Source organism: Sinomicrobium soli, from assembly GCF_003285545.1.
Classification (GTDB): Bacteria; Bacteroidota; Bacteroidia; order Flavobacteriales; family Flavobacteriaceae; genus Sinomicrobium.
The window spans coordinates 262,551-278,039 of sequence record NZ_QLNV01000002.1 but is presented as its reverse complement, the minus strand read 5'-3'; the positions used below and the strand labels follow the sequence as shown (position 1 = coordinate 278,039).

Sequence of the window (15,489 nt, the reverse complement as noted above, 5' to 3'; positions counted from 1 at the left end):
CAACCAAAAAATCTGTTTCTTATGAAAATATACCAATTAATAAGGGCATTTGTCCTGTACCTGGCTTTTCCCTGCTTAGGGATGTCCGTACAGCTTCACGCTTTTCCGCAACAGGAAAAGATCGTGATTACCGGAACGGTCCGGTCTGCCGACGGGGAGGTCCTTGCAGGGAGTAACATTGTGGTAAAGGGGACGAATACGGGAACTATTGCGGATTTTGACGGGAATTTCGAGATAGAAGTCCCTGACAGCAATGCGGTACTGGTATTCAGTTATGTCGGGTTTACCCCTAAAGAAGTGCAGGTGGGAACACAGACTGTGATACAGGTGGAGCTGGAACCTTATATGGGAAAGCTTTCGGAAGTTATCGTTATCGGGTACGGCAGCCAGCGGAAATCGGATGTTACCGGCTCGGTGTCTTCCGTGAGTGCCGAAGAACTACAGGCAGTCCCGGCCTCGAGTTTCGAACAGGCACTGCAAGGCAGGGCCTCGGGCGTGCAGGTTACACAGGCATCGGGAGTACCCGGCGGCGGGACCAATATACGTATCCGGGGTACGAGCTCGGTCAATGCAAGTAGTGAACCTCTGTATGTTATAGACGGGATGCTTGTAAACAGCGATGCAGGTGAAACCTCTGCCGGCAGCAGGGGCCCCGGGGTAAGCCCGCTTTCGACTATCAATCCGAATGATATAGAATCCATCGAAATACTTAAAGATGCTTCCGCAACTGCTATTTACGGCTCCAGGGGAGCCAACGGAGTGGTCCTGATCACCACGAAAAAGGGAAGGGAAGGAAGAGAGACTATAAGTTTTAATGCCTATCACGGGGTGCAGCAGGTAGCAAATAAATTACACCTTCTCAATGCACAGGAATATGCAGTGCTTGTGAATGAAGCAGAAATGAATGCCGGGCGGAACCCTGTTTACGTAAACCCTTCCTCGTTGGGCAAGGGTACCGACTGGCAGGATGAGCTTTTCAGGACTGCACAGGTTTCCGATTACCAGCTCACCTTTTCCGGGGGCGATGCGAAGACAAAGTATGCTGTTTCCGGCGGATTGTTTACCCAGGACGGTATCGTCACAGGCTCCGACTTCCGAAGATATTCTTTCCGGGTGAATCTCGAACGCAACGTGAGTGATAAACTGAAAATAGGAAACAATCTTTCCTACGCGAGAATTATATCCAACGGGGTGCTCACCGGACCCGGGCAGATCGTCCCGGGAGTGGTGGCCAATGCATTGCAGATCAATCCTGTACTCCCTGTGTATAACCCGGGCGAACCGGGAGGGTATACCTTTGAGCACGATCGTAAGGATGCGGTGGCCAATCCGGTGGCAGAGGCCAGGGAATACGAATCCAGAACGGTTACTTCGAGGCTTCTCGGAAATGTATTTGCCGAATATGCACTCACCGGAGACCTGGATTTTCGTACCAGCTTCGGGATCGACCTGTTACACACTAAAAACAGTGCTTTCGGGCCTAATTTCCTGAAGCGCACGGAGAGCAGCCGCGGAGAAGCGTCCATTGCCACACTTGATGCACTTACCTGGCTGAATGAAAACACACTGACCTATAACCGGACTTTTGACGGAGGGGATAATCTAACGGCATTACTGGGTTTTACGCTGCAGGAGTTTCAGAACGAATCCCTTACCAGTATAGCTTTTGGTTTTCCCGACGGGCGGACGGGATATCACAACCTGTCGGCGGCGGAGAACCCGCAACCGCCGGTAAATAGCGAATCGAGATGGGCACTGGTATCTTATCTCGCCCGGGTGAATTACGTGATGAAAGACAAATACCTGTTCACCCTTTCCGGCAGGGTCGACGGCTCTTCCAAGTTTGCAAAAGGCAATCAATACGGTTTCTTTCCTTCCGGTGCATTTGCATGGCGTGTGATCAACGAGGATTTTATGGAGGATTCCCGGCTCTTCAGCGATCTGAAACTGCGCTTGAGCTATGGGGTTATAGGAAACCAGTCCATAGGGCCGTATAATTCGCTGGCCCTGGTGGCTCCATTCGGTGAAGGGGTGTTTAACAACGGAGCGGGAAGTCCCGATGTGTTTTACGGCCAGGAACCCAGCAGTTACCCCAACCGCGACCTGAAATGGGAGACTACCCGGCAGGCCAACCTGGGGCTTGATATGGCCTTCTGGAACGGGAGACTGCGATTTACGGCAGAAGTATATGACAAAAAAACTTCTGATCTCCTGTTGGGAACTCCCATTCCTTTTACCTCCGGTTTTCAAACTACCCTGCTGAATGTGGGAAATGTACAGAACCGGGGGATCGGACTGGAAATGGGAGCCGATATTTTTAGCGGACCATTCTCCTGGAATGCTTCCGGGAACTTTTCCGTAAACCGCAATAAGGTGACCAACCTGGCCAGGGAAGAGGATATCAACCTCCTGGTAGCGGGCAGCATATTGAGAGAAGGAAAACCCATAGGCACCTTTGAAGGTTATGTTTTTGACGGAATATACCAGACTGATGAGGACGCAGCGGCAGGTCCTGCGCTACGCGGGCAAACTCCTGTTGCGGGGGATCGCAGGTATAAGGATATAAGTGGTCCGGAAGGCACACCGGACGGGTTTATAGATGAGTATGACCTGACCGTCATCGGGACTGCTCAAGCCGATTTTACCTGGGGGTTAAACAACGAGTTTTCCTATAATAATTTTAGCCTGAGTGTCTTTATCCAGGGAAGCCAGGGAAACGATCTGGCCAATATGAACCTGCTTAACCTCGAAAACATGAACGGACAACAGAATGTACTGGCAAAGGCAGGCCGGAACCGGTGGACGCCGGATAATCCTGGAAATATTTATCCCAGGGCTTCGGCAGATGATTCCTTTAACAGCACCTTTTCATCAGCATTTGTGGAAGATGCCTCCTATGTAAGGGTAAAAAACGTGACACTGGGATATAATTTTCCTCAGAAGCTTACAGACCGGATCGGGATCAGTAACCTGCGTATTTATGCCAGTGCCACCAATTTGTTTACCTGGACCAGCTACAGTGGTTATGATCCCGAAGGCAATGCTTATGGAGGTACTACCAATATCGTCGGTGTAGACGACGGTAATTATCCCCAGACGAGAATGTACACTTTTGGAATTAACCTCGGATTTTAACACAAAACTACAGCATGATGAAATCAGTATATAATTTTCCGATAAAGACATACAGCGGTTTGCTGTGTGTGTTCCTGTTGTTCTCCTGTAGTGACTTTCTGGAAGAAAACCCTGAAAACCAGGTGGCCACCAGCAATTACTACACAACGGCACAGGATGCCCTGGCGGCAGTAAACTCCGTTTATGCCAACCTGGGGGCTTACGATGCTTCCCGTGGAAACACCTCCGGGGTGTATCACAGTACGTTCTGGGTAACTCAGGGGCTTGCTTCCGACGAGATGAACAACAACCAGCTGGGTACGCCGCAGTACGATCAGCTGGGAACCTTTACACATAATGCCGAGAACGTAGCCCTGCAGGAAATATGGGAGGTGCATTACAAGACCATATACCTGGCCAATGTGGCCATAGCCCGTATTCCGGCTATTGAAATGGACGAAACTCTTAGGGACCGCTATGTCAACGAAGCCAAATTCCTGAGAGGATTGCTTTACTTTAACCTGGTCCGGATGTTCGGGCAGATACCGCTGGTGATTACCGAAGATGCACCCCTGAATCCGGAGGCTGCCCCTGCGGAAGAAGTTTACGACCAGATCATCAGTGACCTTACCGATGCCGAAGCACTTCCCCCGGATGGGGAAATACAGGAAGGACGGGCTACACGGGGAGCTGCACAGGCTCTGCTGGCCAAGGTATATCTGCGCACGGGAGCGTATGAGCTCGCTTCAGACAAGGCTTCCGATGTTATGGAGTCAGAGTTGTACGGGCTCTGGGACCGCTTTAAAGATGCTTTCCGGATCGAGAACCGTGGCGGTAAGGAAGCCGTTTTTTCTGTCGGATTCGGAGATGCCGGAGGGGCCATTTCCTTCTGGGAAGTAGGGCAGTTCAACGTAAGACTACTGCCGCCTGCTCTCAGTGCTGAGGTAGACGGTATATCCAATACCCAGGGGTGGCAGATAGCCAACGATAATATGTACGGCACTTTTGCCACTGCAGACGAGCGTCGCGAGGATACGTTTATGACCAGTTTTGTCGCTTCCGATAATTCCACCGTAAACCTGGACCATGTCTATATCGACAAATACTGGGACGCGGAAGCGGACCCGACGGCAGGAGGGTCTTTTAACGATTTTCCGGTTATCCGTTATGCCGATGTGCTGCTTACCTATGCCGAAGCGCAGGCCAGGCTGGGAAATTTTGATATTGCCAACGATTATCTGAATAAAATAAGACAACGGGCAAACCTGGGAGATGCGGAAGCCGGCAATATGGAAGATTTTATAGACCTGCTGGTGGAAGAAAGGGGTAAGGAATTCGTGGGAGAAGGTCAGCGCTGGTTCGACCTGACCAGGCTGGGCAGGCTCAGGCAACGGGTGGAAGCCATAAAGGGAATTTCGGTGGCAGAACAATACGAACTGTTTCCCATTCCGCAGCGCGAGAGACTGGTAAACCCCAATTTACCGCAAAATACCGGATTCTGATACCGATAGGGCCACTTTTTATTGTTCAACCAAAAATACGCGATATGAAAACCAGAATATATTACCTGATCTTTCCCGTAGTCCTGGGGTTACTGGCAGCTTGTAACGAAGACGAGCAGGGACCTGCAGATTATTACGACCAGGGCAATTTCCTCGTCGGCCTGGACGCAGAGAAAATTCCCGGATCCGGCCAGTACCGCAGCCGTATGGAATCAGGGGATACACTCTATCTCACCGTATCGGTGGAAGCTCCCGAAGACCTGGAAAAGCTGGAAATAACCAAAACGGTAAACCTGCAAAAAGATACGTCATTCGGGCAGGAAGGAATGTTGCAGGTAGCTGCGTCCGGCAGGGAATTCGGGTATGACTTTGTCTATGTTCCTACGGTAGAAGATGTAGATAAACTGGTAGGGTTCAGTTTTAAGGCCATCACCTTGGGAGGGCAGGAAAAGACCAGTGATCTCACGGCCGGTATAACCCTGAGCCCCAGGGACAATCTTCCGCGCAGGAGATGGGAATGGAAATCTGTCCTGCATGTCAACAATGAAGATGATCCCAACTCAGAGGCGATAGAGGATTGTGAAAAAGACAATGCCTATCTCTTTAATTCCGATGGTACCATGAGCCTGGAATACGGATCAGACACAGGGGCCGGAGCATGTGCGCTTGACGGACTGAATGTTTTCAGCGGCTGGCATATTACCGAAGACGAACAGCAGTTTGTCATGGAAAAGTACAATGTGTTCACCCCCGGCATTATTGTAGCCGATACGTTTGAAATAAAGACGCTTGCGGTAGACAGGCTGGAACTGCAGCTCACGGTAGACCTCTCAGAACTGGGGCTTCGGGAAGAGGAGATTTTTCTCTATGTTTTCGAAGCTGCCCAAAGAAATGATTAAACTGAAAAACCGGCCATTAAAAAAGAGTATGAGATGAATTTAAGAAAAAGTATATATACAGGCATTCTGGGATCGATGTGTACTGTCCTTGTCCTGTCGTGCAAGGATGATGTACGCGATAAGAATACGGAAAAAGATCCGCTATCGGAAGAAATGACCTTTAGTGTGGAACGTGCCCCGGAATGGACGGCAGTATTCAGGAGAGATTCGGGATGGTTCGGGGGAGATGGCATTTTTGCCATACCTTATTCGGGCGAGGACAGCCGGAAGGAAGCAGACAGTATTATCTTCCTGTTCAGCGATACCATGGTGGGAGAGATCATCGGGGATTCCCTGGTACCGGGATACAGTATGGTCAACAATTCGATGGCACTGTATCAAAAGGGAGAAAAGCCCGGAACAACGGAGTTCTTCCTGGCAGAGGATAGTGAAGGAAAGGCTGCTGCCATGCTGGTGCCGGATACGGAACAAGGAGAGTATTACTGGCTGGGTGACGGTTTTGCTGACCGTAAACCGGGAGGGAAATTATACGTGTTTGCCTACCGCATACGTAATACGGGGACAGATGATCTCCTGCCTTTTGAAGAAACGGGTAACGATCTCCTGGTTATAGATAAAAATAAAGTTCCCCTTCACGGGCCCCGTACCCTGCACATCCCTTTCTTCGGTTCCGGGGAGAGCCCGGACAAAATTTCTTTTGGAGTAGGTATCCATGACGACCGGGAAGAGGAGCATGTGTATATATACGGGGTTCGCGGACAGGATAAGGAGCTGGTCTGTGCCAGGGTGAACTATGATAAAATAGAAGATTTTGATGCCTGGGAATTCCGCAAGGCCGATGGATGGACCAGAGACCGGGAGCAAATGACTGCGCTTACAGACAGTGTGTCCAATGAACTCAGTATGTCCCGGTTGCCCGATGGCCGTTATGCCCTGATCTACCAGTACGGGGGCATATATCCGAATATATATATGCAGATCGGGGAAACGCCGTATGGGCCTTTCGGGGACAGAAAGGAAATATGGAATACTACAGAGGATGTCAATGACCCCGACCTGTTTACCTATAATGCCAAGGCCCATCCCGCCATTTCCGGTGAGGGGGAGCTGCTGGTGAGCTATAATGTAAACAGTTTTAAGTTTTTCGATGTCATAGAGAACATGCCTCATTTGTACAGACCGAGATTCATCCGGATAAAATTCGGGTCGGAACATAAAAAAACAGCTGATGAAGCATCAGAATAATAGGGGGGGAATGTTCAGGGGATACATTATCCATATCACCGCAGTGGCCGCTCTTGGCGGCTTGTTATTTGGCTATGATACGGCGGTTATAGCCGGGGCTATCGGTTATCTGCAGGAGAAATTCGCCCTCACCCCCGCACTTGTGGGCTGGGCGGCAAGTAGTGCCATCTGGGGGTGTATCCTGGGGGCTGCTGTTGCGGGATATGCCAGCGACCGTTTCGGACGAAAAAGGATACTGATCATCACCGGGGTACTGTTCTTTGTCTCCGCACTCGGTTCTGCCCTGGCAACAGACCTGACCACCTTTGTCATCGCGAGGCTCGTGGGAGGAATAGGAGTGGGGGCGGCTTCGATGTTGTCCCCGTTATATATCTCGGAAGTGGCCCCGGCAGCATTCAGGGGGCGCCTGGTGAGTGTATATCAGCTCGCTATCGTATTTGGTATCAATATCATTTATATCGTCAATTACCTGATCTCTGTCTCCGGAAGCAATCACTGGAACGTGGAATACGGCTGGCGCTATATGATAGGTTCCGAGGTCATACCATCCATACTCTTTTTTGCGTTGTTGTTCACCGTACCGGAAAGTCCCAGGTGGCTGATGAAAAAAGGAATGGAGAAAAAAGCCGGGGCGATCCTTTACAGGATAAACGGGGACAAGGCCGGGGCTATAAGTGAAGAGATCCGGAGCACCCTGGAAATGGAGTCGGGAAAATGGAATGATCTTTTTGGCAAAGGCTTACGGCTGGCACTCGTTGTCGGGGTGGTTCTCGCCCTGTTCTCACAGATTACCGGGATCAATGCCGTGATCTACTTTGCCCCGGAGATCTTCAAGAGTATAGGTTTTGCCGTGGAATCGGCTTTCTATCAGACCATTTTTATCGGGATTATCAATACGATATTCACTTTTGTCGCGCTCTGGCTTATCGACAGGGCGGGGCGTAAAAAATTGTTGTTATGGGGAGTGTCCGGCATGATACTTTGCCTGTGTGCCATAGGGTTCTGCTTTTATTTTGAAATAACAAAGGGCCCCTGGCTTATTCTTTTCGTTCTGGGTTTTATAGCGTGTTTTGCGTCTTCCCTCGGGCCCATTCCCTGGGTGATGATCGCGGAGATATTCCCGACCAGGATCCGGGGGATCGCCATGTCGCTCTGCACCTTTATACTGTGGATAGGGGTCATTCTTATCACACAGCTCACCCCGGTAATGCTGGATGGGTTCGGAGGGGCCTTTACCTTCTGGATATTTATGATCAACTCGGTAATACTCTTGCTCTTCACCTGGAAGTTTGTCCCCGAAACCAGGGGGAAAAGCCTGGAACAGATAGAAAAGGACTGGATCAAACCCGATGAGGCGTAGTATATGAAAAATGTGAATATCGGTATCGATATGGGAGGTACCCGCATAAAGACCGGGTTGGTCGATGAAGACGGGAATATCCGTAAAACCGGAGTTCTCGAAGCAAAATCGGGACGCGGTATGGATGATGTGCTGAAAGAGATGTCGGTAATGATAGATGGACTGTGTGCGGATAAATCTTATCGGGTAACCGGTATAGGCATAGCTTTTCCGGGGATAGTGGATGCCGGGAAGAACAGGGTGCTTTCGGATTATGTGAAATACCCCGGTGCAGCGCAAACGGATTTTGAGGGATGGGCCCGGCAAAACTGGGGATTGCGTGTAGCTGTGGAGAACGATGCCCGTGCAGCCCTATTGGGGGAATGGCAATACGGAGCGGGAAAAGGATGCGACAACCTCGTGATGATTACCCTGGGCACGGGAGTGGGAACAGCAGTACTTATGGAAGGGAAACTGCTCAGGGGGAAAAATTTTCTTGCCGGGAATCTCGGCGGGCATATGAGTATAAATTACAATGGCCCGCAGTGTAATTGCGGCAATACCGGATGTGTGGAAAGCCTGGCGTCTACCTGGGCTCTGAAACATCATCTGGAAAAAAGGAAAGACCTTGCGGGAAGTTCCCTGGGCTTTGAGAAAAACCCGGATTATGAAAGTGTTTTCCGCTGTGCACGTGCCGGTGACAGCCTTGCCATTGAAGTCAGGGACAATAGTGTAAAAGCATGGGGCACAGGTGTTGTAAACCTCGTTCATGCCTATGACCCGGATAAAATAATCATGGGTGGGGGAATTATGAAAAGCAAGGACGATATACTCCCCGGGATAGAAAAAATAGTAGAAAAGTACAGTTGGGTGCCCCCGGGCAGCCTGCCCGTTGTGGTGGCTGACAGAAAGGAGACCGCAGGTATTTTAGGAACAAGTTATATTTTGAACAATGAAAGAAAAAATGGTATCTAATTACGACAAGTACCCGAAAATAAGGGTCAGGGGAAGTGAATTCGAATGTATACGAGGTTGGGAAGCAGTATGCCGGACCATAAGGGAGAAATCGGGAGATCGCGGAAAGATTGTCATCGAGACCTACCAGGGCGTCGATACCGCAGCGGTAAAGGCGGTCCTTGAAAAAAACGTCGGTCCCTGCAGGATATACGACAGTACCGATGCGATGAAACCTGAAGAAGAGATCGGGAAAATGGTATATCCCTATGTTACGGACGACCGGGTTTTCGGATATATGACCGATCTTAACCTCCGGGATTTTTTCGATCCGGAACGTTGCGAAAAATTGCGGAAAGACATAGAGGAGCACGATAAAGAGCTCCGTATCGTTCTGGGGCCGGGGGCCGGGTTTTGCTGTGAGAAAAGTGATCTTCTCGTTTATATGGACATGCCCCGCTGGGAATTGCAGCTCCGTATGCGCAGGCACGAGGTGAGTAATCTCGGGGTGTCTAATAAGGATATGGAATTTGCCCTCCGGGTCAAACAATCTTTTTTTGTAGACTGGCGGGTACTGGACAGGCATAAGGTATCGCTGTTCGGACAGGTAGACTTTTTTGTCGATACGGTACGGCCTTCAGACCCCAGGATGGTTTCCGGGGCGGCCATGAAACATATGCTGGATACCGCCGGCAGGCAACCTTTCCGTGTAGTGCCGTTTTTTGATCCCGGGCCCTGGGGGGGGCAGTGGCTTAAGGAAGTTGTCGATCTGGACAGGAACCGTATCAATTTTGCCTGGGGGTTCGATTGTGTTCCGGAAGAGAACAGCCTTCTTTTTGATTTTGAGGGAACAACCTTTGAAACACCTTCCATCAACCTGGTGCTTACCCGCCCTGAACCGTTGCTCGGACCACGGGTCTATAAAAAATTCGGAGCGGAGTTTCCGATACGTTTTGACTTTCTGGACACGATGGACGGGGGCAACCTCAGTTTACAGGTACATCCCACCAGGGAATATATCAAAGAGCAGTTCGGGATGCCGTATACCCAGGATGAAAGTTATTATATCCTCGATACGGGGGAGGATGCCGAAGTATACCTGGGCATCAGGGACGATACCGATCCGGAAGAAATGATCACCGCACTGAAAGAAGCCCAGGAAAACGGCGGTAATTTTGATGCCGATGCCTATATCAATAAATGGCCGGTAAAGAAACACGATCACTACCTGATCCCGTCGGGAACGGTGCATTGTTCAGGAACTAACAGTGTAGTACTGGAGATCAGCGCTACACCCTATATATTTACGTTCAAGTTGTGGGACTGGGGCCGGCTTGGGCTGGACGGAAAACCGAGACCTATACATTTGTCGCACGGGGAAAAGGTCATAGACTGGAACCGGAGAAAACAGTGGACCAGGGATCATCTCATCAACCGGATCGGGGAGATTGCACGGGGAGACGGATGGAGAGAGGAAAAAACCGGGCTGTATGTTTCCGACTTTATCGAAACACGGAGGCACTGGTTTACCGGAAAGGTGCCGCACAATACCGGTGGCAGCGTTAATGTGATCAACCTGGTGGAAGGACGGGAAGCTGTCGTGGAAAGCCCGGATGGCAGGTTCGAACCTTTTGTGGTGCACTATGCGGAAACTTTTATAATCCCGGCAGAAGTGGGCGATTATACCATACGTCCGGGCGGAGCGTCGGAAGGAAAAGAATGTGCTACCCTGAAAGCATTTGTAAGGGAATAATGTATAAACAAACTTTAAAAGACCTATAATGAGACCTGTATTGTTTTGGCAGTTTGTCCTGGGCATTGTTTTTATGGCCCATGCCCAGGAACTCCGTTTGCCGGCCTGTTTTACCGATAACATGGTGCTACAGCGGGATGCTCCCGTAAGCTTGTGGGGGTGGAGTGCCCCCGGACAGGAGGTCAAAGTGGAAATGGACGGTAGCTCGCAGCAGGGCAAAACCGGTAAAGACGGGATATGGAAAGTACGATTGCCCGCTTTTCCGGCAGGAGGGCCCCATACTGTAAAAATAAGTGCCGGGACCTCGGTGGTGGAGCTGGATAATGTTTTGATGGGGGATGTATGGCTCTGTGGCGGACAGTCCAATATGGAATGGCCGTTAAAACAGACTCCCTACCGGGAAGAAGATACCGTATGGCTGCAGGGACAGCAGGTAAGGCTTTTAAAGGTAATCCCGGAGATGGATTACAGGCCGGGAGAAGATATACATGCTTCCGGCTGGATGGTTCCGGAGCCGGACAAGATTGCGGAGTTTTCTGCCGTGGGGTATCATTTCGGCAAATTTATTCAGCAGGAAAGCGGAGTTCCCATTGGGCTGGTCAGTGTAAACCTGGGGGCTACTGCCGTAGAGACCTGGATGAGTAACGAAGCCCTGGAAGCATTCCCGCAGTTCAGGGAAGAACTGAAACATACGGGAAGTTTTGCAGATGTAAAAAAGGCATTTGAAAAGAACAAAAAGAGCTGGTACGGCAAGTATTACTATACCGGTCCGGGAATATCCGGAAAATGGTACCTGCCGGAAACGGATATCACTTCCTGGGACACTTTGGAAGTTGCCGGCAATACCTGGGAAGAAGAGGAAACCCTGAAAGATTTTGACGGGGCCGTATGGTTTCGGAGGAGTTTTGACCTTCCTGAAGGATTTGAAGGAGACTCCCTGCCCCTGCAACTGTTACAGATAGACGATTATGATATAACCTGGGTAAACGGACATCGTATCGGAGAGACTTTTGGCCGGCATAATCACAGAAATTATACCATACCTGCCGGTATACTCAAAAAGAAGGGCAATATACTTACCGTACGCGTTTTTGATACCGGTGGCACAGGTGGGTTTACAACCCCAGCTTTCTGGGGGAATGATATTTTGCGGGGCAGGTGGCATTACAGGAAGGGATTGCATATCGATGCCGGGAAATTCCCGGAGCAGGAGCTGGTAAATGTTACGCCGTTCTCTTCTCCCGGGGTGTTGTACAACGCCAACGTGGCACCGCTTACCGCCCTGAAGATAAAAGGAGTGATCTGGTACCAGGGAGAGTCTAATGCGGCAAGGGCAGCAGAATACAGGGAGCTGTTTCCGGCCCTTATCCGCGACTGGCGTGATCATTTCGGAAAGGATATTCCCTTTCTATGGGTACAGCTGGCCAATTACGGACAGGAACCGGAAATGCCCGGGCCATCGGCCTGGGCCGAACTCCGGGAGGCCCAGGACATGGCCCTGAACCTGCCGAATACGGCTATGGCGGTAACGATTGATATCGGGGAGGCCGGAGATATACACCCCCGGAATAAGCTGGATGTGGGCAAACGTCTCGGGGCATTGGCCATGAACCTGTGCTACGGCGGAACCTATTCTGCACAATTCCCCCAATTTAAGGATATGGAACGGAAAGGAGATAGCCTTCTTGTCCGTTTTACCGCGGCCACGCCTGTTCTGAAGACCAAAGACAAATACGGGTATATACGTGGTTTTCAGCTTGCCGGAGAGGATGGGGAATTCCGATGGGCCAGGGCTTTCTTACGTAAAAATACCGTAGTGGTGTATGCCCCCGGACTCCGCAATCCGGTAGCTGTACGGTATGCCTGGAGCGATAACCCCGGCCCGCTGGATCTTACCGGTGAAAACGGCTTGCCTGCAGCACCCTTTCGGAGTGATGACCGGAAACTCAGTACGGACGGATTGCTGTTTGATAGCAAAGTTCCCCGTTTCTGAAAGGAGATACCGGGATCATTGATAAGTATGCGGGAACATATGGGTATTTAAAATTAGTATCTTGCTTACCGGAAAAGAACGGCAAGGGTATGGGCGTAGTCGCTGACGGTTTTGTATATGGTCAGCGAGGCGGTGAGTATAACGACCAGGCCCACCACAATAAACAGGACCCTCCTGTTGATCCGCGAAGCGAGGAATGCTCCTATGGGAGCGGCAAAAACACCACCTATGATCAGCCCGAGTACTACCTGCCAGCTGTCTATGCCTACATAATAGAGAAAAACTCCTGTGGCAAAGAAAGTGATAAAAAATTCGGCGGTATTCACGGTTCCGATGGTCTCTCTCGGACTTTTGCCCTGGTTGATGATATTCGAGGTCACAATGGGCCCCCAGCCGCCCCCGCCTATGGCGTCGAGCAGTCCGCCGAAAAAAGCGAGAAGCCCCGCCCTTTTTACCTCCTTTTTTTCCTTGGGCTTGTTCCTGATCCCCTTGTAGAGGATAATACTCCCCAATACGATGAGATAGGCAGAAATATAGGGCTTTATGAAATCTCCGTGCAACAGGTCGGACAGAAAGTACGCCCCGGCCACCGCGCCTACGACCCCGGGAATTACCAGGCGGATCAGCAGGTTTTTGTCGATATTCTTAAACCGGAGATGGGACAGTCCCGAAACCCCGGTGGTAAATACTTCTGCGGTATGAACGCTGGCAGAGGCAATTCTGGGAGGAACCCCGAAATGTAATAGCAGCGCATTACTGCTCGCACCGTAAGCCATACCCAGGGCACCGTCTATCAGCTGGGCAAAAAAACCTATGGCCACGAAAGTAAAAAAGGTGCTGTCGAAAGAAAATACATCGCCCTCGCTTCCGGCTATAATGTAGATAAAATAGCCGATAAGTAACAGTTTTAGTACCAGGATGGCAATGCCTATCTGCTTAAAGCTGATCTTGAATAATCTGTTTTTTAGTGCCCGGATTGCAGTCATGTTTATCGTTCTTGTTTGGAATGGCCCGGGAGATGGTTTCTTCCCGGGAATTTTCTTCTGCCCGGCCCGGAAACCGGGATCGGGAGATAATCAGGGAGCGAAGATATATATAAATAATTAATTCTATAGATTTAGTAGGAATATTTTTTTTACTTTCGGGTGGTGATCCATGAGATGTTAGGGGATTAAGACTTTTGCGGGAGATTGTTAAAAACGGTCGGATACCCCCGGTATGCGGGAAATATGGGATATATTGTCTTGTAAAGAACGTCTGGAAGGAGCGGTGTATGAAAGACGGGCATTTTACGATGGGGAATTATACATTTATAAACTGAATATATACCAAAAAGAACAGAATTATGAGTGAATCAAAATTTGCGACAAATGCATTGCATGCCGGACATGATTTCCAGGCTCACGGGGGCACCCGGGCGGTACCGATATACCAGTCTACCTCCTATGTTTTCAAGAATGCCGATCATGCGGCCAACCTGTTTAGCCTGGCCGAGCCGGGATATATTTATACGAGGCTGAACAACCCGACCAACGATATTCTCGAACAGCGGCTGGCGGCTCTTGAAGGGGGGATAGGTGCGGTCGTGACTTCTTCGGGAACGGCGGCCTTGAGTACGGCCCTGTTGATCCTGCTGAAGGCCGGAGATCATATTGTGGCTTCCAGCAGTTTATACGGGGGGACCTATAACCTTCTGAATGTGACACTCCCGAGGCTGGGCATTACCACTACCTTTGTAGATCCGTCCGACCCGTCCGCTTTCAGCAAGGCCACAAAAGAGAACACCAGGGCTTACTTCCTGGAATCCCTCGGGAACCCCAAACTCGATGTCGTAGATATCGAGGCTGTTTCACAACGGGCAAAAGAGTTTGAAATACCGCTTATCGTAGACAATACGGTGGCTTCTCCGGCATTGATCAATCCTATTGCACACGGGGCCAATATAGTGGTTCATTCGTTGACCAAGTATATCAACGGTAACGGGACCTCCCTGGGCGGGGCCATAATAGATGCCGGTACTTTTGACTGGAGCAGCGGGAAATTCCCTGAATTTACGGAACCTTCCCCGGGATATCACGGGTTGGTATATCACGATGCGCTGGGGCCCGCGGCCTTTATAGCCAGGGTGAGGGTAGAGGGATTGCGCGACCTGGGGTCGGCCCTGAGCCCGTTCAATGCCTTCCAGATCCTGCAGGGACTGGAAACCCTGGAGATCAGGATGAAAAAACACAGCGAGAGTGCACTGGAACTGGCCCGTTGGCTGTCGGAACAGGAAGAGGTGGCCTGGGTCAATTATCCCGGACTCGAAAGCAGTCCGTATCACGGGCTCGCCAGGAAATACCTTCCCAAGGGGCAGAGCGGGTTGCTGACTTTCGGGGCCGTAGGAGGGTTTGAAGCGGCAAAGGTGATAGCAGACCACACCAAACTGTTTTCCCTGCTGGCCAATATAGGAGATACCAAATCCCTTATCATTCACCCGGCGAGCACTACACACCAGCAGCTTTCGGAAGAACAGCAGAAAACTGCGGGCGTTACGGCCGATCTCATCCGTTTATCGGTAGGACTTGAAGATCTTGACGATCTTAAAGCCGACCTGAAACAGGCATTTTCAAAAATCGGTAAATAGTATTTTATTCCGGGCAACCGAAAACCATGTCCCTGATATGCCGGAGGGATAAAATTCAACCGGT

10 protein-coding genes are annotated in these 15,489 nt (G+C 50.4%); 9 read left to right on the top strand and 1 reads right to left on the bottom strand.

Going from position 1 to position 15,489, the window contains the following annotated elements:
• The first annotated feature begins 21 nt into the window (after positions 1-21).
• Genes DN748_RS03180 through DN748_RS03145 form a run of 8 tightly spaced genes read left to right on the top strand, consistent with a single transcriptional unit; the run spans position 22 to position 12,799 of the window.
• On the top strand, positions 22-3,135 hold the full coding sequence (locus tag DN748_RS03180; protein WP_112370308.1) for a SusC/RagA family TonB-linked outer membrane protein: 3,114 nt from the start codon (positions 22-24) through the stop codon (positions 3,133-3,135).
• Between the two features lie 14 nt (positions 3,136-3,149).
• Positions 3,150-4,616 (top strand): RagB/SusD family nutrient uptake outer membrane protein, encoded by a 1,467-nt coding sequence (locus tag DN748_RS03175; RefSeq protein WP_201741408.1) that lies wholly within the window; start codon positions 3,150-3,152, stop codon positions 4,614-4,616.
• Between the two features lie 44 nt (positions 4,617-4,660).
• A complete protein-coding gene (locus DN748_RS03170; protein WP_112370306.1) occupies positions 4,661-5,515 on the top strand; it encodes a hypothetical protein in 855 nt (284 codons plus the stop codon).
• Between the two features lie 33 nt (positions 5,516-5,548).
• Positions 5,549-6,760 (top strand): DUF5005 domain-containing protein, encoded by a 1,212-nt coding sequence (locus DN748_RS03165; protein ID WP_112370305.1) that lies wholly within the window; start codon positions 5,549-5,551, stop codon positions 6,758-6,760.
• Positions 6,744-8,120, top strand: coding sequence for a sugar porter family MFS transporter (locus DN748_RS03160; protein ID WP_236636768.1), 1,377 nt, complete (start codon positions 6,744-6,746; stop codon positions 8,118-8,120). Before DN748_RS03165 ends, DN748_RS03160 begins: the two co-directional genes overlap by 17 nt.
• Positions 8,121-8,123: 3 nt before the next feature.
• A complete protein-coding gene (locus tag DN748_RS03155) occupies positions 8,124-9,074 on the top strand; it encodes an ROK family protein (RefSeq protein ID WP_112370304.1) in 951 nt (316 codons plus the stop codon).
• Positions 9,052-10,806 carry a class I mannose-6-phosphate isomerase gene (locus DN748_RS03150; RefSeq protein ID WP_112370303.1) on the top strand — a complete coding sequence of 585 codons (1,755 nt, stop codon included), beginning with the start codon at positions 9,052-9,054 and terminating at the stop codon, positions 10,804-10,806. Before DN748_RS03155 ends, DN748_RS03150 begins: the two co-directional genes overlap by 23 nt.
• 28 nt (positions 10,807-10,834) lie before the next feature.
• Positions 10,835-12,799: a sialate O-acetylesterase gene (locus DN748_RS03145; RefSeq protein WP_112370302.1), complete on the top strand. Its 1,965-nt coding sequence runs from the start codon at positions 10,835-10,837 to the stop codon at positions 12,797-12,799.
• A gap of 65 nt (positions 12,800-12,864) precedes the next feature.
• Here DN748_RS03145 and DN748_RS03140 read toward each other — a convergent pair whose 3' ends face one another.
• Entirely contained in the window at positions 12,865-13,785 is a 921-nt protein-coding gene (locus tag DN748_RS03140) for a sulfite exporter TauE/SafE family protein (protein ID WP_112370301.1), read from the bottom strand.
• A 359-nt stretch (positions 13,786-14,144) separates the two neighbouring features.
• Between DN748_RS03140 and DN748_RS03135 the strand changes: the two genes are divergently transcribed.
• Entirely contained in the window at positions 14,145-15,425 is a 1,281-nt protein-coding gene (locus DN748_RS03135; RefSeq protein WP_112370300.1) for an O-acetylhomoserine aminocarboxypropyltransferase/cysteine synthase family protein, read from the top strand.
• Positions 15,426-15,489 lie beyond the last annotated feature (64 nt).

Excerpts from the sequence above, each read along its gene's own strand:
- DN748_RS03180 (WP_112370308.1), top strand. The coding sequence starts at position 22 with ATGAAAATATACCAATTAATAAGGGCATTTGTCCTGTACCTGGCTTTT.
- DN748_RS03175 (WP_201741408.1), top strand. The coding sequence starts at position 3,150 with ATGATGAAATCAGTATATAATTTTCCGATAAAGACATACAGCGGTTTG.
- DN748_RS03170 (WP_112370306.1), top strand. The coding sequence starts at position 4,661 with ATGAAAACCAGAATATATTACCTGATCTTTCCCGTAGTCCTGGGGTTA.
- DN748_RS03165 (WP_112370305.1), top strand. The coding sequence starts at position 5,549 with ATGAATTTAAGAAAAAGTATATATACAGGCATTCTGGGATCGATGTGT.
- DN748_RS03160 (WP_236636768.1), top strand. The coding sequence starts at position 6,744 with ATGAAGCATCAGAATAATAGGGGGGGAATGTTCAGGGGATACATTATC.
- DN748_RS03155 (WP_112370304.1), top strand. The coding sequence starts at position 8,124 with ATGAAAAATGTGAATATCGGTATCGATATGGGAGGTACCCGCATAAAG.
- DN748_RS03150 (WP_112370303.1), top strand. The coding sequence starts at position 9,052 with ATGAAAGAAAAAATGGTATCTAATTACGACAAGTACCCGAAAATAAGG.
- DN748_RS03145 (WP_112370302.1), top strand. The coding sequence starts at position 10,835 with ATGAGACCTGTATTGTTTTGGCAGTTTGTCCTGGGCATTGTTTTTATG.
- DN748_RS03140 (WP_112370301.1), bottom strand. The coding sequence starts at position 13,785 with ATGACTGCAATCCGGGCACTAAAAAACAGATTATTCAAGATCAGCTTT.
- DN748_RS03135 (WP_112370300.1), top strand. The coding sequence starts at position 14,145 with ATGAGTGAATCAAAATTTGCGACAAATGCATTGCATGCCGGACATGAT.